Genomic DNA, 22,136 nt, shown 5'->3' on the forward strand with positions numbered 1-22,136 from the left:
ACAGACCGACCCTCAGCGCCGGGCGACGCCCGCTTCGCGGAGGGCCACGTCGGCGAGGCGGCGGACGACCGCGGGCTCCCCCGCGCGCCAGGCCGCGACGGGGTCGGGCGACACGGCGAGCGCGGCCTTCGCGTCGCGACCGGTCAGGGCCCGCAGTGCGAGCAGGTCCTCGCCGCCCGGCAAGGCGAGCAGCGAACGGACCGAGGAGGCGCGGCGCACGAACGCTATCCGCCCGCGCAGCCAGACCCACAGCACCACGAGGCTCGGCACCCCGGCCACGACGAGTCCGGCGACGAGCGCCGCCCGGGCGACACCGTCCTGCTGCTGCCGCCCGGCGTCGGCCAGGGACTGTCCGGCGCCGCTGGCCCCGTCGAACGGTGCGCTGGCGGCACCGCCGACCAAGGGCAACCCTTCCAGCGCGCGCGACGCGTCCTCCATGGTGCCCTGGAAGCCGGCCCCCGCCTCCTCGAGCTGCCGGCCGAGGTCGGCGAACGTGCCGATGAAGGACGCGATGCTCACCCCGAGCACGACGAAGAGGACGACGAGGCCGATCGCCACCACGTCTCCGGTCACCTGGCGGGTACGGACGAGGGGCGAGGCCGAGTAGAGCTGCATGGCCCCAGTCTGACGCGACGGGGCCTGCGGGGCCCGACCCGCGCCTCCTCGGGTCCGTCGCCGGCGCGGTCGCCGCCGCGGTCGCCTCGGACGGCTACCGGGGCACGGTGCTGACGGGTCCGACGCGGGAGGTCGCGAAGTCGACCGAGGTGACCGTCGTCGCGCCGGCCGACAAGGCCACCCGCAACGCCCCTACCTGATACGGGCTCGTCGACCACTTGTCGGCCGGCACGGTGGTCACGACGCCACCCGGGTAGCCGGCCTGGTCGGGGCGCAGGTTGACGCGCAGCGACAGCACGGACGGCAGACGGGTGGTCAGGTTCCCCACCGCGGTGACGACCGGGGCGAGCGTCGTCGAGAGCGTGGTGCCCAGGGTCGTGATCGGGGTGACGAGGATGCCCCGGACGAGCGTGGCCACGGACGCGAGCAGCGACCCGGCCGACCCCACGAGCGCGGCGAGCAGTGGGTTGAGCAGACCGCCGAGCAGGGCGGACAGTGCGCCGTCGAGGACCTGCGTGGTCACTACCGCCGTCGCCGTCGACGGTGACGCGAGCAGCTGTCCGAGCGAGCCACTCATGGACACGTTGACGGCCAGCACGTTGACCGGCAGGCCCAGAACGCTCGCCTTCAGCGTGACCGTGAGCGCCACCGACAGCTGAGCCGCCGACACCGCGGCCTGCAGAGCCGCCACGACCCGCTGGGTGAGGCCGTCGAGCATCGACCCGACCGTGGTCGTGATCGAGGTCATCGCCGCCGCGCTCAGCACGAGCTCGGTGTTCGGGGCGAGCCCGTTCAGACCGCCGGGCTGGCCGACCAGCTTGGCCAGGTCGACCGACACCACGCCGGTCGAGGGGGTGATGGTGACCGTGCCGTCCGTGCTCGTGACCGACCCCGCGAGCACCGGGTCGACGGCCGACTGGAGGTTGAGTCCGCTGAGGGTGACCGAACCCGAGACCCCACCGAGGCTGAGCAGGTTCGTCAGGCCGTTGACCGTGGCGAGCACGCCGTCCCGGATGGTCCTCGAGATCGTGCCGTTGACGCCCGTCAACCCGGCGGCGGCCGTGTTCAGGCTCGTGACCGTGCTCGACACCTGGCCGGACAATCCCGCCACCGCCGGGCTGCGCAGCTCGAGGCCGAGACCGGCGACGCCGTAGTCGCGGACGACCCCTGTCACGCTGCCGTCACCCCAGATGCGGCTCTCGAGGGCCCGGCACCCGTCGATCGTCGCGGTCGACGCCACCGCCCCCACGGTCAGGTCGGCCCGGTCGAGCGCCGTCGTCGCGGGGAGGACCGAGGTGAGGCCGACGCGGGCCGGGCCGGGCAGTGCCGACGCGGGCGTCGTCGACGTCACGCCGAGACCGCCCTGGTCGCTCACCAACCCCGTGGCGGCGGCCGCCGTGCCGGTCGGGGCGACCCGCGTGAACTGGTTCAGGGCTCCGGCCGACCCCGCCGGCAGGTTCGTGCCGAGCCCGGTCAGGTCGAGGCCGACGAGACCCGACCCCGCGCTCGCCGAGAGGGGATTGCGGAACGTCGTCGTGCCTCCCGCGTCCGTGGTCGGGGCGGGCGACGCCGGCACCGCGGTGACGACGCCGGAGCGGGTGCGCGCCAGGTCAGCCCCGCGCACGGCCGCGACGGTGTCGAGGTCGGTGTCGGCCAGGCTGCCGCGCACGAAGCGGCTGGACGCCGCGGCGGCGTACCCGGTGTCGGTGCCGCAGGTGAACTTCGTGGTGCCGACCAGCCCGTACGTGCGCTCGGAGTCGGTCCAGGCGGCGGTCGTCACGGGCGGCGGCGGCACGATGACGGCACCCACGACGGCGACCACGGCCGCGACGGCGACGACGGCCCGGCGCGCGGTGAGGGCCGCGACGAGGCGAGCCGCACCCGTCGGGCGACGACGTCGGACGTGCACGCCGGTCACGAGGTCACCGCCCGGCGTCGTCCGCGGAGGTGCAGCGAGAGGCCGACGAGCAGGGCGCCGGCACCCGCGATCGCCGGGCCGAGCGAGAGGCCGCCGGTGAAGGCGAGGGAGCGCGGGGCGGCCACGCCGCTGAGGGTCACGCCGACGGGGCGTCCGTCGTCGGGTGGTCCGTCGTCGGAGCCGTCGATCGCGGATCCGGGTGTCGCCGCGTCCGTCGCGTCGGGCCCGGGCTCCGCCGGGTCACCGGGCGTGGCGGTGACGGTGGGTTCGGGCTCGGGAGCGGGCTCGGCCGGGAGCGTCGCGACGGGGTCCAGGGCCGTGGCCGTGATGCCGACGCCCACTCGGGCGCTCCGCCCCATGGAGGAGGTGTCGTCTGCTGCGCGCCCCCCGGCGAGACCGAGGCTGACGAGCACGAAGACGCGGCCCGTGCCCCCGACCGAGCGCACCGGCCACGAGGGACTGCCGTCGACGAACGAGGAGGCGCGGGTCGGGGCCGTCACGGTCCGCGCCCCGGTCGTGCACAGCGGCGTCGTCTCGACCTGCTGCCACTCGACGTCGCAGGTCTCGACCCCCAACGTCAGTCCGGCCTCGTCGTCGACGAGCGAGCCCGAGCTGACGAGTTCGAGACCGAGCGCCACCCGGTCACCGGTCGTGACGTCGGTCGCGATCTGCCAGCGACCCGGGGCCGCGGGGGCGATGTCCTCGGTGCCGACCAGTTCGTCGGCCAGGACGAGGTGGCCGTCGAGGCCGGTCTCGGGCACGGGCTCGAGGGCACGGGCGGTGCCGGCCTGGACGGTGAGGGCACCGCCGAGCACGAACGCGGCCGTTCCGACGACCGCCAGCAGCGTCGGCGCGGTGCGGTGCCCGCGGGTGGCGGGTCCGCGGTGGGCACCGGTCGCGGGGTCCACGGTCGTCCTCACCCTCGACGGGCGGCGCCGCGTCGCGTCGGCCAGAAGGCCAGCACGACGGCGGCACCGACGACGGCGACCGCGAGGCCTCGGGCCGGCGGGGTCGACATCGTCGTCAGGACGAAGCCGAGGCCCGGGGCCGAGGCGACGACGATCCGGGCGTCGCGCACGACGTAGGGATCGCGGTCGTCCGTGTCGTTGGCGTCGCCCCGCAGCACGAGGGATCGCGCGGCGGCGTCCCCGGGCACGGCGGTCGTCGAGACCACGCGGTGGGTCACCGGGACCTCGAAGCCGGGTCGGGGCACCGTCACCACGTCGCCGGGCCGCACGTCGGCCGCGGCGATCGCCCGCGTGACGACGGCACCGCCCGCGGGCACGGTGGGACTCATCGAACCGGTCAGGACGACCACGAGCGACAGGCCGAGGACCGTCGAGACGGCGAGCCAGAGCAGGCAGACCGCACCGACGAGGCCGACCACCGACAGCAGGATGGTGCTCGCCACCTCGACCGGGCGACGGCGCGGGCGACGGCCCGGGCGCTCGCGACGGTCCGCGCGGTGCGGCCCGGCCTCGGGGGCCGGGCGCCCCGCTCGGGGCCGGGTCACGGTGTCGACCATGGGTCGGCCCGTCACTCGACGCTGGTCGAGGCGAACTCCCACGCCGGTGCGACCGTACGGCCCTGCAGGGCCGTGGACGCGGCCGTCGCGGCGCTCTGCGGCAGGGTCACCTCGAAGCAGTAGAACTGCGTGCTGGCGGACCCGGCGGCGAGACGCTGCGGGGCCGACGCGCCCGTCGAGGCGAGGGGGCCCGTGCCGATCGTCGTGGGAGCCGTGAAGGCGGCGGCCGTGCAGGTCGGGGCGGCTCCGGTGCCGGAGACCACGACGGTCGCCACGCGGACGGTCAGCGCGGAGAAGAGCGAGCCCCCGGCGTCGGCGACGGTCACACCCGTCGCGGGGACGGCGGCTCGGACCTGGACGTCGGCGGGGACGGTCGTCGTCGCGGTCGTCCGGAGGGCGACGCCTGCGTAGACGCTCTCGCCGGGGCTCAGGGTCTGGGAGCCCGGGGTGAAGATCATGGCCTGGCCGGGGTTGGCCTCGAAGTCGGTGAAGCCGGCCGTGTAGGGCGACGTGACGCTCTGCTGCACCTCGAAGGTGCCCGTGCCGATGCCGGGGCCTCCGGAACCGTCGCCGGCGTAGACCCATTCGCTGTCGGTCCAGGCGGCGACCGTGTAGCCGAGGCCGCCGACGACGAGGGCACCGCCGGCGGCGAACGCCGCGATCTTGCGGAGACGACGGGGTCTCGGCGTGGCCCCGTCGAGCGTCGCCACGTCGTCGTGGGAGGCGTCGTCGCGAGGGGCGTCGGAGGCAGAGCTGTGCTGCGTCATGGTGGTGCTCCTGATCCGCGCAGCCTGGTGAGGGCGGCGCTCGGGTGGTGCGATGGACGCCCGTGGTGAGCGGGCGGCGAGCCGGGGTGCGGCGGCGGCGCGGGATGGTGGGGCCCGGCCGGTGAGACGTGCTCACGTGTGTTGACGACGAGTACACCACCCCCTCGCGGGGGCGACAACCCACCCGTTCGGGGGACGGTGCCGGGGTGCCCGTCCCGGGTGCCGGATCAGCGGACGCCGAGCACCGGGGTCCGGTCGGCGTAGCCGGCCGTCGTGGCGCGCGCGACGGCCGTCGGCAGTGCCGCGAGCAGCGCGTCGACGTCGGCGTCGGTGCTCGTGTGCCCGATCGTCATGCGCAGCGCACCGCGGGCCGCGTCCGCCGGCAGGCCCATGCCGAGCAGGACGTGCGACGGCTCGGGGATGCCGGCCTGGCAGGCCGACCCGGTCGAGACGCTGACGCCGGCGGCGTCGAGCAGGAACAGCAGCGAGTCGCCCTCGCACCCGTCGAAGGTGAAGTGGGCGTTGCCGGGCAGCCGGTCGACGGGGTCGCCCCGCAGCACCGCCCCGGGCACCGACGCCAGCACCCCGGCGATCAGTCGGTCCCGTAGCGGCTCGTAGGCCCCGTGCGGCTGCTCGGCCGCGACGGCGAAGGCGACGGCGGCCGGGGCGTCCTGCGTGCCCGAGCGCACCTGCCGCTGCTGGCCGCCGCCGTGGATCAGCGGCACGACCGTCGCCGAACGCGACAGCACGAGCGCGCCGATGCCGATCGGCCCGCCGATCTTGTGGGCGCTCACGCTGAGCGCCGCGAGCCCGGAGGCCGCGAAGTCGATGGGCACCTGCCCGTAGGCCGCGACGGCGTCCGAGTGCACCGGCACCCCGTGGGCGGCGGCGAGCGCCACGACCTCGTCGACGGGTTGCATCGTGCCGACCTCGTTGTTGGCCCAGAGCAGGCTGACGAGGGCCACGTCGTCGTGCTCGTCGAGGGCCGCGGCGAGGGCGTCGACGCGCAGCCGACCCTGCTCGTCGAGCGGCAGCCAGGTGACGACGGCACCCTCGTACCGTTCGAGCCACTCGACGGTGTCGACGGTCGCGTGGTGCTCGCCGGCGGGGACGAGGAGGCGCGGGCGCGGTCGGTCGGACTGCCTCGCCCACCAGAGTCCCTTGATCGCGAGGTTGACCGCCTCGGTGCCGCCCGAGGTGAAGACGACCTCGATCGGGTCGCAGCCGAGGGTCGCGGCGACGCGTTCGCGCGCCTCTTCGAGGACGCGCTTGGCGTTCTGGCCGGCCGAGTGGATGGACGAGGGGTTGCCGACCGTGCCGAGTGCCTCGGCGTAGGCGGCGATGGCCGCCGGGTGCATCGGCGTGGTGGCCGCGTGGTCGAGGTAGACGCTCATGTTCGGGTCCTCAGGCTGGGTGGGGCGGTGACGCTCGATGATTTCGGGGCCGACACGCGCCTCCTCTACTGTAAACGCGTGACCGACCTCGACCCCCTGCGCGATCTCGGCATCCGTCCCGGCCCCGACGGGCCGACGCTGCGCGTCTGGTCGGCGTCGGCGTCCCGCGTCGACCTCGTGATCGACGACGCCCCGCACGACCGCGTCGTGCCGATGGTCCGCGACGAGCACGACGTGTGGAGCGCCACCGACGGCGCCCTCACCCCGGGCCGTCGCTATTGGTTGCGCGCCGACGGCCCGGCCGGGGGCGGCAACGCCTTCGACCCGTCGCTCGAGCTGCTCGACCCGTACGCGCGCGGCCTCGGTCGCACCGGACGCGGCACGTGGCAGTCCACCGTCGTCGACGAGTCCTTCGACTGGGGCGGGGTGGCCAAGCCCCGCACGCCGCTCGACCGGGTGGTCGTTTACGAGGCGCACGTCCGCGGCCTGACCCGGCTGGCCCCCTTCGTGCCCGAAGAGCTGCGCGGCAGCTACGCCGGCCTCGCCGCCGAGTCGACCATCGCCTACCTGACGGGCCTCGGCGTCACGGCGGTGCAGCTGCTGCCGGTGCACCAGCACGTCGACGAGCAGCGCCTCGTCGCGCAGGGCATCGAGAACTACTGGGGCTACAACACCCTCGGGTACTTCGCCCCGCACGCCGCCTACGCCAGCCGCGACGCGCAGCTGGCCGGCGCCTCGGCGGTCCTGCGCGAGTTCAAGGGCATGGTGCGCCTGCTGCACGAGGCCGGCATCGAGGTCTACCTCGACGTGGTCTACAACCACACGGCCGAAGAGGGCGAGGTCGGCGGCCCGGTCACGAGCCTGCGCGGTCTCGACGGTTCGGCGTACTACCGGCACGACGCCGAGGGTCGGCCGGTCGACGTCACGGGGTGCGGCAACTCGCTCGACACGAGCACGCCGGCCGCGTCACGGCTCGTGCTCGACTCCCTGCGGTACTGGGCGGACGAGGTGCAGATCGACGGGTTCCGCTTCGACCTCGCCGCCACCCTCGGTCGCGGTGCGGACCACGTCTTCGACCCCGAGCACCCGCTGCTGAGCGCGATCGTCGACGATCCGGCGCTCGAGGGCGTCAAGATGATCGCCGAGCCGTGGGACGTCGGTCTGGGCGGCTGGCAGACCGGCGCCTTCCCCGAGGGCTGGATCGAGTGGAACGACCGGTTCCGCAACCGGGCGCGCGACTTCTGGCTGACCGACATCGCGGCCGCCCGCTCGCAGGGCGCTCCCCCGTCCGGGCTCGGCAGCCTGGCCTCCAAGCTCAGCGGGTCGAGCAACATCTACGCCCACGAGCGGGGTCCGCTGTCGGGCGTGAACTTCGTCACGGCGCACGACGGCTTCACCCTGCTCGACCTCGTCTCGTACGACGGCAAGCACAACCTCAGCAACGGCGAGGGCAACCGCGACGGCACGGACGACAACCGGTCGTTCAACCACGGGGTCGAGGGCGACAGCGTCAACCCCTGGATCTCGGACGCCCGCCGCCGGTCGATGCGCAACCTGCTCGCCACGCTCTTCGTCTCGGCCGGCATCCCGATGCTGACCGCCGGCGACGAACGCGGTCGCACCCAGCACGGCAACAACAACGCGTACTGCACCGACAGCGAGCTCACCTGGGTCGACTGGTCCGACGAACCCTGGCACAGGGCCCTGCACGACGACGTCGCCACGCTGACCCGGCTGCGGGCCGAGAATCCCGCCCTGCGCCCGTCGCGGTTCGGCCTCGACGGTGCCCGCACGATCGGTGCCGACGAGATGTCGTGGCACTCGGCCTCGGGCGACGAGATGCGTCCCGACGAGTGGAACGACCCCGGCGTCCGCACCCTGCAGTACCTCGCGACCTCGACGCCCGAGCACGAGGTGCCCAACACCGTGCTCGTCGTGGTGCACGGGGCCGAGACCGCCGTCCGGGTGACGCTCCCCCGGCACGACGGGGTGACGGCGTACGAGGCGCTCTGGTCGAGCGACGACCGCAGCCTGCCGCAAGCCACGGCTCCCGGCGACGAATTGCTCGTCTCCGGGCCGACCGTGGTGGTGTTCCGCGCCACGACGGTCGAGGCCGCACCGTGAGCACGAAGCACGCAGGAGGCGCGCGCGGCCCCGCCACGCCGGCCACCGTCGCGCTCACCACCGCCGGCATCCCGTTCACGGCCCACACCTATGAGCACCACGACACGGCGACGAACTTCGGCGAAGAGGCCGCCGCCGAGCTCGGCCTCTCCGAGGAGCGCGTCTTCAAGACCCTCGTGGTCGACGCCGACGGCACCCTCGTGGTGGGCGTCGTCCCCGTCTCGGGTCGCCTCGACCTCAAGGCGCTCGCCGCCGCCGTCGGGGCGAAGAAGGCCTCGCTGGCCGACCCCGCCCAGGTCGAACGCCGCACGGGCTACGTCGTCGGCGGCATCAGCCCCCTCGGCCAGAAGACCGCCGCGACGACCGTGGTCGACGCGAGCGCCGCCTCCTTCGCCTCGGTCTTCGTCAGCGGCGGGAGGCGCGGGTTCGACATCGAGATCGCCCCCGACGACCTCGTGCGCGCCACCGGCGGCACCTACGGGGCGATCCGTCGCGACTGACCCGCGCCGCGCCTCCTCGGATCCGCCGCGGCGCCGCGCCTCCTCGGATCTGCCGCCACGCCGCCACGAAGTAAACGATCCGCCACGCGAAAACGTGGCGGGATGTCGACCTCGTGGCGGGATGGCCGAGTGCGGCGCGGGCTAAGGTCGGGCGCATGACCGGCAGCCCGGCCCGGACCGAGGGCACGCTCACCTCGTGGGACGACGACCGCGGCTTCGGGTTCCTCACCCCGGTCTCGGGGCGGGGCCGCGCGTTCGTCCACATCACGGCGTTCGGCCGCGGCACAGCCCGTCCCCGGGTGGGCGACGCGTTCTCGTACGAGGTCGACCGCCACGGCGACCGGGGTCCCGCGGCCGTGCGGGTGTCGTCCGTCGGTACACGCTGGTCCGCACCACGGGCCCGGGCACCCCGACCCACGCGGGCCGGCAGGGTCGCCCTTCTCGTCGGGCTGGTCGTCGTGCTCGGCGTCGCCGCAGCCGTCTGGGCCCTCACCCGAGACTCGACGTCGCCCCCGCTCGCCGGCCTCGCCCCCTGGCTGGTCGGCGGGCTCGTCGGCGTCAACGTTCTGACGGCCCTCGTCTACGCACTCGACAAATCCGCGGCCCGGCGAGGACGGCGCCGCGTGCCCGAGCGGACGCTGTTGCTGCTCGGCCTCCTCGGCGGCTGGCCCGGGGCCCTGGTCGCGCAACAGCTGCTGCGGCACAAGACGAGCAAACGCTCGTTCCAGCTCGCCTTCTGGGCCACGGTCGCCGTGGACGTGCTCGTGGTCACCCTCTCGCTCGCGCTGCTGCGCTGACCCGCGACGAGACCCCAGGAACTCGCCGAAACCCTCGTGCGCGCGCTGGGGTCTCGGAGAGTTCCTGGGGTCTCACGGCGCGCGGGCGTCGCGCACGGCGTCAGACGAGCTGTCTGGCGCGGGCGAAGTGGCACGCGGCGGTGTGGTCGGCGCCGTCGCGGCCGTGCGGCAGCATCGTGGGCACCTCGTCCTCGCAGCGCGACCGCTGCGCCTCGGGCAGCATCGCGTAGAGCGGGCAGCGGCTGCGGAACCGGCAGCCGGTCTGCTTGACGGTCGGCGTCGGCGGGTCGCCCGGCAGCACGATGTGCTCGCGTGCCCGCTCCTTGACCGGGTCGGGCACCGGTACGGCCGACAGCAGCGCCTGCGTGTACGGGTGCAGCGGGTGCTCGAACACCTCGTCGACCGGGCCCGTCTCGACGGTCCGGCCGAGGTACATCACGGTGACCCGGTCGGCCACGTGCCGGATCACCGAGAGGTCGTGCGACACGAAGAGGTACGACAGGTCGAGCTTCGCCTTGAGCTCGGCCAGCAGGTTGAGCACGCCGGCCTGGATCGAGACGTCGAGCGCCGACACCGGCTCGTCGAGCACGATCAACTTCGGATCGGCGGCCAGCGCCCGCGCGATCGAGATGCGTTGCCGCTGTCCGCCCGAGAACTCGTGCGGGTAGCGCGTCGCGGCGGCGGGCTCGAGCCCGACGAGGCGCATCAGCTCGGGCACCCGACGCGACACCTCGTCGCGGGGTCGACCGATCGCGAGCAACGGCTCGGCGATGATGTCGCTGACCGGCTGCCGGGGGTCGAGGCTCGCCATCGGGTCCTGGAAGACCATCGACACGGCACCGCGGAGCCGCTTCACCGTGGACCCGTCGAGCTTGCGGTCGAGGGCCGTGCCGAGCAGCTCGATGGTGCCGGCCTCGGGCACCCGGAGGTCCATGATCTCGTGCAGCGTCGTGCTCTTGCCCGAGCCGGACTCGCCCACGAGCCCGAGCGTCTCGCCCTCGCGCACGTCGAGATCGACCCCGTCGACGGCCCACACGCTGCCCACACGGCGCTTGAAGACCGACCCCTTCGTCAGCGGGAACGTCTTGACCAGGCCGTCGACGTGCAGCACCCGGTCCCGCGACGCCCGGGGCACGGCCGCCAGCTCCGACGTGGGAGCGGGCGGCAGGTCGTACACGTCCTCGGGGTCGGTGCCCTCGCCCACGAGCTGGTCCGCGTGCAGGCAGGCGGCCCGGTGGCCGACCTCGACCGCCGGGGCCTGCTCGAGCGCGGGCTCGTCGACGCGGCACTCGGCCGTCACGAGCGGGCACCGGGCCGCGAACGGGCAGCCCGGGGCCAGTGACAGCAGCGACGGCGGCGTCCCGGGGATCGGCACCAGCGGCTGGTCCGACCGCTGGTCGAGCCGCGGCAGCGCCCCGATCAGTCCGACCGTGTAGGGCATGCGCGGGTGGGCGAACAGGTCGTCGGCCGTCGCCGTCTCGACGACGCGGCCGGCGTACATCACGGCGATCCGGTCGGCGAAGCCCGCGATGACGCCCAGGTCGTGGCTGACGAACAGCAGGGCGGCCCCGGTCTCGCGCTGGGCCGTGCGCAGCACCGAGATGACCTGCGCCTGGATCGTCACGTCGAGGGCGGTGGTCGGCTCGTCGGCCAGGATCACGTCGGGGTCGTTGGCGATCGCCATGGCGATCATCGCGCGCTGCCGCATGCCGCCCGAGAACTCGTGCGGGAACGAGTCGACCCGACGCTCGGGTTCGGGGATGCCCACGAGCCCCAGCAGCTCGATCGCCCGTTCGCGCGCCTGCTTCTTCGTGCCGCCGCGGTGGATCAACACGGTCTCGGCGATCTGCTGCCCCACCGTGTACACCGGCGTGAACGCCGACAGCGGGTCCTGGAAGACCATCGCGATGCGTTTGCCGCGGATCGCCGACATCGCCTTGTCGCCGCGGCCGAGCAGCTCCTCGCCGTCGAGGGTGATCGAGCCCGTCACCTTGGCCGTGGCGGGCAGCAGACCGAGCACGGCGAGGCTCGTGACCGACTTGCCCGAGCCCGACTCGCCGACGATGCCGAGCACCTCGCCGCGGCGCAGCGTCAGGTCGACGCCGCGCACGGCGCGCACGTCGCCGTCCGGGGTCGGGAAGGTCACGGTGAGGTCGTGGACCTCGAGCACCGGAGCCGAGGAGGCGCGGGTGCGGTCGACCGGTTCGGTGAGCGTCATGCGCGCTCCCCCTTCTCGTCGTTCGTGCGGGTCGGGGAGGACGTCGGCCGGGTGTCGGACGTCGACTGCTGGTCGGACGCCGAGGACGTGCGGGTCGGTGCCGGCGAGCCGACGTCGGCCCCGGGGGCGGGGCTCGCGGCCTCGGAGACGCCGCCGGTGCGACCGAGGGGCGCCGCGCCTCCTGCGCTCTCGGCCGTCCGGCCGCGGGTACGACGCCGGCGACCCGTGCGCCCGGCCGTCGAGGTCGGGTCGAGTGCGTCGCGCAGCCCGTCACCGAGCAGGTTGCTCGCTAGGGCGAACACGATCAACGCGCCGGCCGCGAAGAAGAACAGCCACGGCTTGGTGGTCGCCGCGCTCTGGTTCTGGGCGATCAGCGTGCCGAGCGACACGTCGGGCGGTTGGACGCCGAAGCCGAAGTACGACAGCCCCGACTCGGTGAGCACCGCCGCGCCGATCGCGATGGTGGCGTCGATCACGAGGAACGACGCCACGTTCGGCAGGATGTGCCGCACGATGATCGTGAAGTGGCCGATGCCCATGTAGCGGGCGGCGCGGATGAACTCCCTCTCTTTGATGCTGAGGGTGAGCGAGCGCACCACACGGGCGGTGATCATCCAGCCGAAGAGGGCGAGCAGGGCCACGAGGATCAACCAGCCGTACTGCTTGAGGCGCGGCGAGAGGATCGCGATGATCAGGAACGACGGCAGCACGAGCAGCAGGTCGACGAAGACCATGACGGCCCGGTCGATCCAGCCGCCGAAGTAGCCCGCCATCGCGCCGAGCATGCCGGCGATCACCGTCGAGAACAGGGCGACCAGCAGACCGATCAGCAGCGACTTCTGCAGGCCCCGGGCGGTCTGGGCGAAGACGTCCTGCCCGATGTTGTTCGTGCCGAACCAGTGCGCGCCGCTCGGTGGCGACGACAGGGCCGTGTAGTCGATGTAGTTGTAGGCGTACGGCGAGACGAGCGGGCCGACGAAGGCGAAGGCGAAGAGCAGGACGATCGTCACGAGGCCGACGGTGGCCCCGCGGTTGGCGAACAGTCGTCGGAAGGTCAGCGCGAAGCGGTTCGGCGACGTCGCCGCGACCTCTTCTCGCGACTCGGGCGCGACCGCGTCGGACGGCCCCTCGAGCAGGTCGGGTGTGAACCGGGTCATGGGGCGGCCCTACTTCTGCGCTCGGACGCGCGGGTCGAGCACCGCGTTGAGCACGTCCGACACGAAGCCGGCGAGCAGCACGACGACGGCGCTGTAGAGGGTGTACGTGACGACCACGTTGATGTCGTTGGCCTGCACGGCGTCGATGAACCAGGCGCCGAGACCGTTCCACGCGAAGATCTTCTCGGTGAAGGTCGCCCCGGTCAGCACGCCGAGGAACGCGAAGGCGAACAGCGTCGTCATCGGGATCAACGCCGTGCGCAGCCCGTGCTTGAAGATCGCGGGGCGACGACGGAGCCCTTTGGCGCGGGCGGTGCGGATGTAGTCGGCCTGCAGCACGTCGAGCATCGTCGCCCGCTGGTACCGGCTGTAGACGGCGATCAACCCGACGCCGATCGAGATGGTGGGCAGCAGCAGGTGGGCGATGCGGTCCCAGGCGATCGTGCCGAGCCCGCCGGTCAGGTTGGGGGTCGCCTCGCCGGTGAAGGTGATCAGCTGGTACCCGAGGACGTCGTTGAGCTTCGTCGCCCCGATCTTGAGCAGCACCGCGGTGAGGAACACCGGCGTGCTGATCAGGATGAACGACACCACCGACGAGACGCGGTCCGAGAACTTGTACTGCCGGATGGCGTTCCAGGTGCCGACCACGACCGCGAGCACGATGCCGAGGATCGACCCCACCAGCAGGAGGCGCAGGCTGACTCCCAGCCTCGGCCCGAATTCCGCCGCGACCGGCTTGTCCTGGATGGTCTGGCCGAGATCGCCGCTGACCGCGCCGCCGAGCCAGTGGACGTACCGCTCGCCGAGGGGGTCCTTGTCGTTGACCCCGATCGAGCTCAGCTTCGCGTCGACGATCTCGGAGGACGGACGCGGGTTGCGGTCGGCGTAGACGGAGCGTGGGTTGAGGGTCGCCGAGGCGAGGAAGTAGGTGAGCGACGTCGCGATGAAGACCAGGGCGACGTAGTACACCAGCCGGCGGGCGAGGAATCGGGCCATGGAGATCGACACTAGACGTACCCCGAGCCGGGACAGGCGGGCCAGGTTTCGAGCGTGTAACAAATTCACATGAAAGTTTGCGTGGATTCAAGGCGTCCGTACATTTGGGCTCACGCGATCAGCCCTCAGGAGGCGTAGCCGTCGGCGCCCTCACGGGTCGACAGCGACGCAACTTGGGGTTTGATCAGCACTTTTCACCACCCTTCAGTTCGGAGTGCCATGAAGATCACGAAGAAGCTCGGCCTCGCGGCCGGCCTCGTCAGCATCGCTCTCGTCGTCACGGCGTGCAGCGGCGGCGGCGGCAACGACGGCGACGGGGCCGCCAAGAACGGCGAGTTGTCCCCCGACGGCGACATCAACGCCACCGCGGCGGCCGACGTCGAGCAGGGCGGCACACTGACGCTGCCCCTCAGCCAGCTGCCCTCGCAGTGGAACTACGGCCAGCTCGACGGCGCCTTGGCCGACGCCTCGCTGATCGAGAGCGCCGTGCTGCCCCAACCGTTCCGCATCGACGAGAAGGGCGTCGCGCAGATCGACGAGAACCTCGTCACGAGTGCCGAGGCCACCAGCGAGGACCCGCTGGTCGTGACCTACGACATCAACCCCGATGCGGTGTGGAGCGACGGCACCCCGATCACGGTCGCCGACTTCCAGGCCTGGAAGACCGCTCTCGACGGCTCGAACCCCGAGTACCTGGTCGGCAGCACGCTCGGCCCCGACCGCATGGCCTCCGTCGAAGCGGGCTCGAGCGACAAGCAGGTCGTCGTGACCTACGCCGAGCCCTTCTCGGACTGGAAGAGCATGTTCGCCCCGCTCTACCCGGCCAGCCTCTACAACGACCCGAACGCCTTCAACACGGCCTACGTCGACACCCTCCCGGTCTCGGGCGGTCCGTACAAGGTCGACAAGATCGACACGACGGCCCAGACCGTGACGATCGTGCCCAACGAGACCTGGTGGGGCGACGCCCCGAAGCTGGACTCCGTGGTCTTCCGCGCACTCGACAGCGACGCCGACGTCGACGCCTACCTGAACGGCGAGATCGACTTCGTCACGGGCAACTCGTCGGAGCGCTACGACCGCCTCAAGGACGCGAAGGACACCGACATCCGGGCGGCACCGTCGGCTCGGTACACGCACGTCGACTTCAGCACCAAGGGCGTCCTCGCCGACGAGAAGATCCGTCAGGCGATCCAGCACGCGGTCGACCGCGAGGCGCTCGGCAAGGTCATCACCGGCACCCTGCCCTACGAGCTGACCACGCTGAACAACCACCTCTTCCTCAGCACCGACGGCGCCTACCAGGACAACGCGAAGGAGACCGGGAACTACGACGTCGACGAGGCGAAGAAGATCCTGGCCGACGACGGGTGGGAGCTGAACGGCGACGTGCTCGAGAAGGACGGGAAACAGCTCGAGATCGCCGTCACGATCCCGTCCGGCACGCCCATCTCGCAGCAGCTGTCCGAGGTCATGCAGAGCCAGCTCGCCGCGGTCGGCATCAAGCTGACGATCAACGCCGTCAGCGTCGACTCGTTCTTCGAGGACAACGTGACCCCGGGCAACTACGACATGACGATCTTCGTCTGGGCCGGCACCGGCTACCAGGCGTCCGGCGTCAGCATCTACAACTCGGACGAGCAGGGTCAGAACTACGGTCGCGTCTCGAGCCCCGAGATCGACGACCTGCTCAGCCAGGCCGTCGCCGAGGGCGACCCCGAGAAGGCCGCCGACCTGTACAACCAGGCCGACGAGAAGATCTGGGAGATCGGGCACTCGATGCCGATCATCCAGGCGCCGTACATCTCGTTCCAGAGCCCGAAGCTCGCGAACTTCGGCGCCCGCGCCGGAGCGAGCGACGTGGACTGGACGGTCGTCGGCTTCACGAAGTAGGAGCACCGCCCGAGGCCCGTCCGGCCCCTCGCTCAGCGTGGGGCCGGACGGGCCTTCCGCGTCCGCACCCGCGCCCGCCGACGCTGCGCCTCCACCAGGCCGGTGGCCAGGGAGTAACCCGCGTAGCCGAGCAGGGCGATCGCCAGCAGCGGCACGATCCACGACCGGGCGTCGCCGTTCACGACCTGGTTGACGAACCCGAGCCACGGCACCGAGTACCACAGCGTGCCGCGCACCTGCTCGGGCAGCACGGCGGCCTCGTCCGGCTCGGAGTTGTTGTCGCCCTTGGTCACGAACGCGGTGCCACCGTCCGACGACGACACGATCTCGATCACCCGGTGGCTGATCACCTCGGGCCGGCCGCTCTCGATCTGGTAGGTCACGACGTCGCCGATCCGGATCTCGTCGGCCGGGGTCGGCTTCACCACGATCAGGGTGCCCGGGGGCAGCCGCGGCTCCATCGAACTGGTCAGCACCGTCAGCGGGGTGGCCCCCGCGACCTTCGGCACGACGATCAGCACGGTCGCGAGCCCGAGCACGAGGACGAACAGCCCCGCACTGAGGCCGAGGCCGAGCGCGTGCAGCAGGCCTTTCTCCCGCACGGCGGCGCGGCGGCCGCTCACGGCTGCTCCCCCGCTGTGTCGTCGTCGTCCGGGCGCCGGCGACCGACCGCCACGAACGCGCCCGCCAGCACGGCGATCGCCGCGATGAGCAGCGGCAGCCAGCTGCCGCGCAACGGCACGGGCACGAAGTCGTCGAGCACGTCGAGGGCGTGGACGGGCAGCTCGGTGTCCATGCCCGACGCGTCGGTGGTCCCGTCCGACGCGTCGTCGCCGACGGAGGACGCCGCCCCGCCGGCCTCACCAGCCGAGGAGGCGCGGGTCGTCACCGCCTCGATCGTCGCGCTCGAGACGCGGTCGCCCCCCGCGCCTCCTGCGCTCGTGTCGGTGTCCGTGTCCGCGCCCGCGTCCGCCGCACCGGCGGTCCCGGCCGACGCGCAGCCCGCCGGCACGGCCGCCCCGGCCAGGCCGGTGAGCGTGACGAGCACACCGAAGTCGAGGGTCTGGTCACCGGTGCCGTCGGCGGCGGAACCGTCGAGGGCGACCGAGACGGTGACCGGCACCTCCTGCCCCGCGGCGAGTCGGACGGGCGCGAGCATGGGGGTGCAGCCGTCGCCGGCCAGGGTGATGGGCGGCAGGTCGCCGACGTCGAGGTCGGAGTGCGAGCTGACCGTGACCGCCTCGGCGAAGGCGGGCGACGAGGTCGTGACGTCGACGAGGCGGGCGCTGAGCGCGGCCGGCTCGCTCGAGAGGTTCTTCACCCAGAAGGTGCCCGTCGTACTCGCCCCGGGGACGAGCCGCAGGTCGTCGCCGAACAGCGCCGAGTCGAGGCGGCCCTGCCAGTGCTCGCCGTCGCCGCTGACCATCAGGCGGGGTGCGGCGGCGGCCGTGGCGGGAGCCGCGGCCGACAGGACGCCGGCGGTGGCGACGAGCACCGCGACGGTGGCGACGACGACGACCGCGACCGCCCGGCCGCCGGTCACCCGCACTGGATGTTCCTCGTCCCGTACTGGTCGTAGACCACCTTGAGCGTGCCCACGGCCATGAGGTCGGTCGGCTGGCCGTCGACCATCACTCGGATGTCGACGCTGATCAGGCCGTCGCCGAAGGGGTCCTTCGGCACGTTGTCGCGGGTGAACGCGAAGTGCGGGTAGTCGCCGGTCTGCTCGTTGTTCGAGACCCGGGTGCTGCCGACGTAGGTCGCGTAGCGGGTCGCGGTCGCGCGGGTCGAGGGGTCGAAGTCGAGCCACGCGTAGGCCTCGCCGTCGGTGCGGCAGACCGCGGTCTGCGCGGGGACGATCGTGTTGTTCTGCACGATGCGGCGGTCCTGCGGGGTCGCGGTCCACGATCCGGCGGCCAGCGACACGGTGAGGACCGGGTTGACGCGTCCGGTGGGCGACGAGGTCGCGATCGAGGTGCGGAGACACCAGGTCGCGCTGGCCTTGCTCGCGAGCGTGCCCGACAGGTTCGGCACGGCCGACCAGGTGCCGCTGACGCTCCCCGAGCCGACGGCCGCCGTCGAGGTGCAAGCGGACGCCGCGGACACCGGCCAGCCGACGACGGCGATCGACGCGGCGAGGTCGGCGGAGCTGCCCGAGCTCAGGCTGCCGCGCGTCGAGTACGTGGCCGCGACCGTGCCCGAGTTCGTGAGGGTCCACGGCGCCGTGAGCGACCGGGTCGATCCGGAGTAGTCGGCCTGCAGACCGTCGACGGTTCCGGCCGTGAGCCCGACGGCGCCGGTCGCGACCTTCTCGGTGAGGGTGGCGGACGCCGTCCAGAGCGCCGAGGCCGCCCCTCCGGAGGCCAGCGCGACGCCGACGATCACGCCGACGACGACGACGGCCAGGGCCGATCGCACACCGGACCGGGGACGTGGACCGATCACGTGCCGCCGTCCGCTCACGAGACGGCGCCCGGTCACGCGGCCACCTGCGTCCCGGTCAGGACGAGCCCGATCGACGAGGTCTGGTTCTGCAGAGTCGCCGGGACGTCCGAATCGAGCGTCACGACGATGCAGCCGGTGACGGTGGCGCCCGCCGGCAGCGTGAAGTAGCCGCTGCCGGTGTCGAAGGCCGAGGGCCGCGCCGAGTACCCACCGACGCCCGCGACGCAGTCCGCGGATTTCGTGACGGCCGCGAGCTTCACGGTCAGCTCACCGGGCAGGGCGGATGCCGACGCCGTGGTGGTCCCGGCCGTCACCCGCATGGCCAGGGCGACCGACCCCGTGTTCGTCGCGCTGAAGGTGCCCGCGGTGGCGCCGCCGGGGCCGAGGGCGGACGTGTCGAGTGCCTTGACGCTGCCGACCGAGAGGCCCGCCGTGCCCGACGCGACCGTGACGGCCGTGGGGGCGACCGCGGAGTTCCACAGCGCGTACGTCCCGCCGGTCGCCACGAGCGCGACGGCGACCGCCCCGGCCACGACGGCCGTCCCCGCCCACAGCGAGCGCAGCGGACGACGGGACGAGGAGGCGCGCTCGGGCGAGCGGTGACGCGCGCGTCCGCCGGGCTGTCCGGTCAACGTCTCACCCCCTGGTGGTCGGTCGTGCGATGCGGTGGCCCGTGATCCCCTGGTCGGGAGGTTCGGACGGGAGGTGGTGACCGGACCGCGTCGGGTGCGGTCCGGTCACCGGTCGGTGAGGCCGGGTGCGGCGGCCGTCGGGCCACCGGCACCCGCTACGCGATGGCGCGCTGCTTGAGCGTGAAGGTCAGCTTGCTCAGGTCGAGCGTGCCGCCCTGGCTGGCGGCGTCGGTCACCGTCGAGGGCAGCTCGACGACGAAGGTCACGACGGCCGACGTGCTGCCGGCGGCCACGGGGGCGACGACGTAGCTGCCGGCCGTGCTGCCCGCGGTGACGCCGGACGGCAGGGTCGTGGCGCCGGCGGCCGTCGAGAGCGTCAGCGTGTTCGTCACGTACGGCTTGAGGCTGCCGGTGACCGAGGCCGCGTCGTAGGTGAGGTCGGCCCGCAGGTCGTTGCCCGAGGCGGCGATCGTGATCGGCTGCGTGAACTGCAGCTTGCTGCCGGGGACGATCTTGTAGGCGGCGACCTGGGCGGCCGTCAGGGCCGTGCTCCGGCCGTTCGTGACGTCGGTCCAGCTGCCCGCCGACGACTGGGCGAGCGAGAGGGTCCCGGAGGCGACGCTGGCGGCGTTGACCTCGGTGCTGGCGTTCCAGAGGGCGAAGGTCCCGGCGCCACCGAGGAGGAGGGCGATGCCGGCGGCGCCGGCGACGGCACCCTTGACGAGCTTGTTCATGTGGGTCCTGTTCCGCGCGCCGAGGCGCGCTCGAGCACCGCCGTGCGCCGTCGGTCGGGTCGACTTCGGGGTGGCGCACAGCGGTGCAGGGGCTGTCGGCTCCGGGTCGGGCGGCCGATGGGCGTCGTCGGGCGCCGGGCTCTCGAGGAGTTCGGGTTCTTTGGGCGGGCAGGCCGCGACGACAGGTCCGACACTACGCGGTCCCCCAAAGTGCCGACAGGTCATCCATGCCGATGCATGCACCCAGTTGGGGGGACAAAACGGACCGTGACGTCTGTCGGTGACAGGGTGGACACCGATTTGTACCCCGAAAGGCGCGATCTGCACCCCGATCCGCCCCCGACGCCCCGACCCGGGCCCGGGTCGCGTCCGGGTCGGGACCGGGCGGGCCAGACCGGGTACGGTCGACAGCGTGGCGACAGCATACGAACCCAGAGTCGGGCGGATCCCCATCACGGGCCTCACCCCGACGACACCCGACCGAGTGTTCCCGACGAAGGCCTTCTCCGGCGAGGTGGTCACCTTCGGGGCGACCGTCTTCCGCGAGGGCCACGACCTGATCGGGGCCGACCTCGTCACGATCGACCCCGAGGGCGCCGAGAGCCGGCACCGCATGGTCGCCGGCATCCCCGGCACCGACCGGTGGACGGCCCAGGTGCAGCTCGAGACCGAGGGTGACTGGGCCTGGCAGGTCGAGGCCTACACCGACGACTGGGCCACGTGGCTGCACGCGGCCGAGATCAAGGTGCCGGCCGGGCTCGACGTCGAGGTCACCTTCGCCCTCGGCAGTCGGCTGCTGACGGACGCCGTCGACGAGTACCCCGACACGACCCTCATCCGCGACGCGGCCAAGGCGCTCGCGAACCCCGCCCTCTCCCCTGCCTCGCGCCTCCGCGTCGCCACCGACCCGCGCCTCGCCGCGGTCCTCCTGGTGAAGCCGCTCGCGAGCCTCGTCACGCGCAGTGCGCCCGAAGCACTCCGCGTCGAGCGGAGCCGCGCCGGCCTCGGCAGCTGGTACGAGTTCTTCCCCCGCAGCGAGGGCGCCCGCAAGCAGGCCGACGGCACGTGGAAGAGCGGCACGTTCCGCACCGCGGCCCGCCGCCTGCCGTCCATCGCGCGCATGGGCTTCGACGTCGTGTACATCCCGCCCGTGCACCCGATCGGCACGACGTTCCGCAAGGGCCCGAACAACTCGCTGACCGCCGGTCCGGCCGACCCGGGCTCGCCCTACGCCATCGGCTCGGCCGACGGCGGGCACGACGCGGTGCACCCCGACCTCGGCACCGTCGCGGACTTCCGCTGGTTCGTCGACGCCGCGAAGAACGCCGGCCTCGAGCTGGCCCTCGACCTGGCGCTGCAGTGCTCGCCCGACCACCCCTGGGTCACCGAGCACCCCGAGTGGTTCACGACCCTGCCCGACGGCACGATCGCCTACGCCGAGAACCCGCCCAAGAAGTACCAGGACATCTACCCCCTGAACTTCGACAACGACTACGAGGGCGTCAGCCGCGAGGTGCTGCGCATCGTGCGGCACTGGATCGAGCTCGGCGTGACGATCTTCCGCGTCGACAACCCGCACACGAAGCCGGTGCGCTTCTGGGAGTGGCTGCTGCACGAGATCCGGCAGACGAACCCCGAGGTGGTCTTCCTCTCGGAGGCGTTCACGAAGCCGGCCATGATGCAGGCGCTGGCGCAGGTGGGGTTCCACCAGTCGTACACGTACTTCACCTGGCGTAACGAGAAATGGGAGCTCGAGGAGTACCTCGACGAGCTGTCGAAGGAGACGAGCGCCTGGCTGCGCCCGAACCTCTTCGTCAACACGCACGACATCCTCACGCCCTACCTGCAGTTCGGCGGGCCCGCGGCCTACAAGATCCGTGCCGCGATCGCCGCGACGGCCTCGCCGACCTGGGGCGTCTACTCGGGCTACGAGCTCTTCGAGGACGTGGCGCGACCGGGCAGCGAAGAGAACATCGACAACGAGAAGTACGAGTACAAGCCCCGCGACTGGGCCGCCGCCGAAGAGGCCGGAGCATCGCTGGCGCCGTACCTGACGCAGCTCAACCGCATCCGCGCCTCCCACCCGGCCCTGCGTCAGCTGCGCAACCTCGAGATCCACTCGAGCGACGACGAGTCGATCCTCGTCTTCTCGAAGTACCTGTCCCGTGCGCACACCCGCAGCGGACGTGCCGACGGCATCATCGTCGTCGCGAACGTCGACCCGCACTCGGCGCGCGAGACGACCGTCCACCTCGACGTCACGAAGTTCGGGTTGCAGCCCGGTGGCACCTACACCGTGCGCGACCTCATCACCGGTCAGTCGTGGACCTGGGGCGACGACAACTACGTCCGACTGGACGCCTTCGTCGAACCGGTGCACGTCCTCTCCGTCGACCTCAACCGAGCCCCGTAGGAGCGACC

19 protein-coding genes are annotated in these 22,136 nt (G+C 72.6%); 5 read left to right on the forward strand and 14 right to left on the reverse strand.

Features of this window, described 5'->3' with window-relative positions:
- Positions 1-12: 12 nt before the first annotated feature.
- The 6 genes from SJY14_RS11555 to SJY14_RS11580 form a co-directional block, all read right to left on the reverse strand.
- On the reverse strand, positions 13-615 hold the full coding sequence (locus SJY14_RS11555; RefSeq protein ID WP_396598974.1) for a hypothetical protein: 603 nt from the start codon (positions 613-615) through the stop codon (positions 13-15).
- 94 nt (positions 616-709) lie between these two features.
- Positions 710-2,533: a choice-of-anchor G family protein gene (locus SJY14_RS11560; RefSeq protein ID WP_396598975.1), complete on the reverse strand. Its 1,824-nt coding sequence runs from the start codon at positions 2,531-2,533 to the stop codon at positions 710-712.
- Positions 2,530-3,441 (reverse strand): hypothetical protein, encoded by a 912-nt coding sequence (locus SJY14_RS11565; protein ID WP_396598976.1) that lies wholly within the window; start codon positions 3,439-3,441, stop codon positions 2,530-2,532. Before SJY14_RS11565 ends, SJY14_RS11560 begins: the two co-directional genes overlap by 4 nt.
- An 8-nt stretch (positions 3,442-3,449) precedes the next feature.
- A complete protein-coding gene (locus tag SJY14_RS11570; protein WP_396598977.1) occupies positions 3,450-4,058 on the reverse strand; it encodes a signal peptidase I in 609 nt (202 codons plus the stop codon).
- A gap of 11 nt (positions 4,059-4,069) precedes the next feature.
- Positions 4,070-4,825, reverse strand: coding sequence for an acyl-CoA dehydrogenase (locus SJY14_RS11575; RefSeq protein ID WP_396598978.1), 756 nt, complete (start codon positions 4,823-4,825; stop codon positions 4,070-4,072).
- A 227-nt stretch (positions 4,826-5,052) separates the two neighbouring features.
- Entirely contained in the window at positions 5,053-6,219 is a 1,167-nt protein-coding gene (locus tag SJY14_RS11580) for a cysteine desulfurase family protein (RefSeq protein WP_396598979.1), read from the reverse strand.
- A gap of 78 nt (positions 6,220-6,297) precedes the next feature.
- Between SJY14_RS11580 and glgX the strand changes: the two genes are divergently transcribed.
- The 3 genes from glgX (at position 6,298) to SJY14_RS11595 (ending at position 9,640) form a co-directional block, all read left to right on the forward strand.
- Positions 6,298-8,343 (forward strand): glycogen debranching protein GlgX, encoded by a 2,046-nt coding sequence (gene glgX / locus SJY14_RS11585; RefSeq protein WP_396598980.1) that lies wholly within the window; start codon positions 6,298-6,300, stop codon positions 8,341-8,343.
- Positions 8,340-8,843 carry a Cys-tRNA(Pro) deacylase gene (gene ybaK / locus SJY14_RS11590; RefSeq protein WP_396598981.1) on the forward strand — a complete coding sequence of 168 codons (504 nt, stop codon included), beginning with the start codon at positions 8,340-8,342 and terminating at the stop codon, positions 8,841-8,843. The genes glgX and ybaK overlap by 4 nt, the downstream gene beginning before the upstream one ends.
- Before the next feature lie 155 nt (positions 8,844-8,998).
- Positions 8,999-9,640 carry a DUF1294 domain-containing protein gene (locus SJY14_RS11595; protein WP_396598982.1) on the forward strand — a complete coding sequence of 214 codons (642 nt, stop codon included), beginning with the start codon at positions 8,999-9,001 and terminating at the stop codon, positions 9,638-9,640.
- Positions 9,641-9,740: 100 nt separating this feature from the next.
- Here the strand turns inward: SJY14_RS11595 and SJY14_RS11600 are convergent, their stop codons facing one another.
- Genes SJY14_RS11600 through SJY14_RS11610 form a run of 3 tightly spaced genes read right to left on the reverse strand, consistent with a single transcriptional unit; the run spans position 9,741 to position 14,011 of the window.
- A complete protein-coding gene (locus tag SJY14_RS11600; RefSeq protein WP_396598983.1) occupies positions 9,741-11,858 on the reverse strand; it encodes a dipeptide ABC transporter ATP-binding protein in 2,118 nt (705 codons plus the stop codon).
- Positions 11,855-13,015: an ABC transporter permease gene (locus SJY14_RS11605; RefSeq protein WP_396598984.1), complete on the reverse strand. Its 1,161-nt coding sequence runs from the start codon at positions 13,013-13,015 to the stop codon at positions 11,855-11,857. The genes SJY14_RS11600 and SJY14_RS11605 overlap by 4 nt, the downstream gene beginning before the upstream one ends.
- Positions 13,016-13,024: 9 nt before the next feature.
- The gene (locus SJY14_RS11610) at positions 13,025-14,011 is read right to left on the reverse strand and encodes an ABC transporter permease (RefSeq protein ID WP_396598985.1); all 987 of its coding nucleotides are present in this window, start codon (positions 14,009-14,011) and stop codon (positions 13,025-13,027) included.
- Between the two features lie 219 nt (positions 14,012-14,230).
- Between SJY14_RS11610 and SJY14_RS11615 the strand changes: the two genes are divergently transcribed.
- On the forward strand, positions 14,231-15,904 hold the full coding sequence (locus SJY14_RS11615; RefSeq protein WP_071254170.1) for an ABC transporter family substrate-binding protein: 1,674 nt from the start codon (positions 14,231-14,233) through the stop codon (positions 15,902-15,904).
- Positions 15,905-15,936: 32 nt separating this feature from the next.
- Here the strand turns inward: SJY14_RS11615 and SJY14_RS11620 are convergent, their stop codons facing one another.
- From SJY14_RS11620 to SJY14_RS11640, 5 genes are all read right to left on the reverse strand, one after another.
- Entirely contained in the window at positions 15,937-16,527 is a 591-nt protein-coding gene (locus SJY14_RS11620) for a signal peptidase I (protein ID WP_396598986.1), read from the reverse strand.
- A complete protein-coding gene (locus SJY14_RS11625) occupies positions 16,524-17,447 on the reverse strand; it encodes a hypothetical protein (RefSeq protein ID WP_396598987.1) in 924 nt (307 codons plus the stop codon). The genes SJY14_RS11620 and SJY14_RS11625 overlap by 4 nt, the downstream gene beginning before the upstream one ends.
- Entirely contained in the window at positions 17,444-18,385 is a 942-nt protein-coding gene (locus SJY14_RS11630) for a hypothetical protein (protein WP_396598988.1), read from the reverse strand. The genes SJY14_RS11625 and SJY14_RS11630 overlap by 4 nt, the downstream gene beginning before the upstream one ends.
- Positions 18,382-18,981: a TasA family protein gene (locus SJY14_RS11635; RefSeq protein ID WP_396598989.1), complete on the reverse strand. Its 600-nt coding sequence runs from the start codon at positions 18,979-18,981 to the stop codon at positions 18,382-18,384. The genes SJY14_RS11630 and SJY14_RS11635 overlap by 4 nt, the downstream gene beginning before the upstream one ends.
- 155 nt (positions 18,982-19,136) lie before the next feature.
- Positions 19,137-19,715, reverse strand: coding sequence for an alternate-type signal peptide domain-containing protein (locus tag SJY14_RS11640; RefSeq protein ID WP_396598990.1), 579 nt, complete (start codon positions 19,713-19,715; stop codon positions 19,137-19,139).
- A 412-nt stretch (positions 19,716-20,127) separates the two neighbouring features.
- Between SJY14_RS11640 and SJY14_RS11645 the strand changes: the two genes are divergently transcribed.
- Positions 20,128-22,128 carry an alpha-1,4-glucan--maltose-1-phosphate maltosyltransferase gene (locus tag SJY14_RS11645; RefSeq protein ID WP_396598991.1) on the forward strand — a complete coding sequence of 667 codons (2,001 nt, stop codon included), beginning with the start codon at positions 20,128-20,130 and terminating at the stop codon, positions 22,126-22,128.
- Positions 22,129-22,136: the final 8 nt, after the last annotated feature.

This window comes from Frigoribacterium sp. R86507, assembly GCF_044597695.1.
Taxonomy (GTDB): domain Bacteria; phylum Actinomycetota; class Actinomycetes; order Actinomycetales; family Microbacteriaceae; genus Frigoribacterium.

What these genes read in the sequence shown, in the direction of transcription:
- SJY14_RS11600 (WP_396598983.1), bottom strand. Translation starts at nt 11,858, where the DNA reads ATGACGCTCACCGAACCGGTCGACCGCACCCGCGCCTCCTCGGCTCCG.
- SJY14_RS11580 (WP_396598979.1), bottom strand. Translation starts at nt 6,219, where the DNA reads ATGAGCGTCTACCTCGACCACGCGGCCACCACGCCGATGCACCCGGCG.
- SJY14_RS11595 (WP_396598982.1), top strand. Translation starts at nt 8,999, where the DNA reads ATGACCGGCAGCCCGGCCCGGACCGAGGGCACGCTCACCTCGTGGGAC.
- SJY14_RS11570 (WP_396598977.1), bottom strand. Translation starts at nt 4,058, where the DNA reads ATGGTCGACACCGTGACCCGGCCCCGAGCGGGGCGCCCGGCCCCCGAG.
- SJY14_RS11605 (WP_396598984.1), bottom strand. Translation starts at nt 13,015, where the DNA reads ATGACCCGGTTCACACCCGACCTGCTCGAGGGGCCGTCCGACGCGGTC.
- SJY14_RS11610 (WP_396598985.1), bottom strand. Translation starts at nt 14,011, where the DNA reads ATGGCCCGATTCCTCGCCCGCCGGCTGGTGTACTACGTCGCCCTGGTC.
- SJY14_RS11555 (WP_396598974.1), bottom strand. Translation starts at nt 615, where the DNA reads ATGCAGCTCTACTCGGCCTCGCCCCTCGTCCGTACCCGCCAGGTGACC.
- SJY14_RS11640 (WP_396598990.1), bottom strand. Translation starts at nt 19,715, where the DNA reads ATGAACAAGCTCGTCAAGGGTGCCGTCGCCGGCGCCGCCGGCATCGCC.
- SJY14_RS11575 (WP_396598978.1), bottom strand. Translation starts at nt 4,825, where the DNA reads ATGACGCAGCACAGCTCTGCCTCCGACGCCCCTCGCGACGACGCCTCC.
- SJY14_RS11615 (WP_071254170.1), top strand. Translation starts at nt 14,231, where the DNA reads ATGAAGATCACGAAGAAGCTCGGCCTCGCGGCCGGCCTCGTCAGCATC.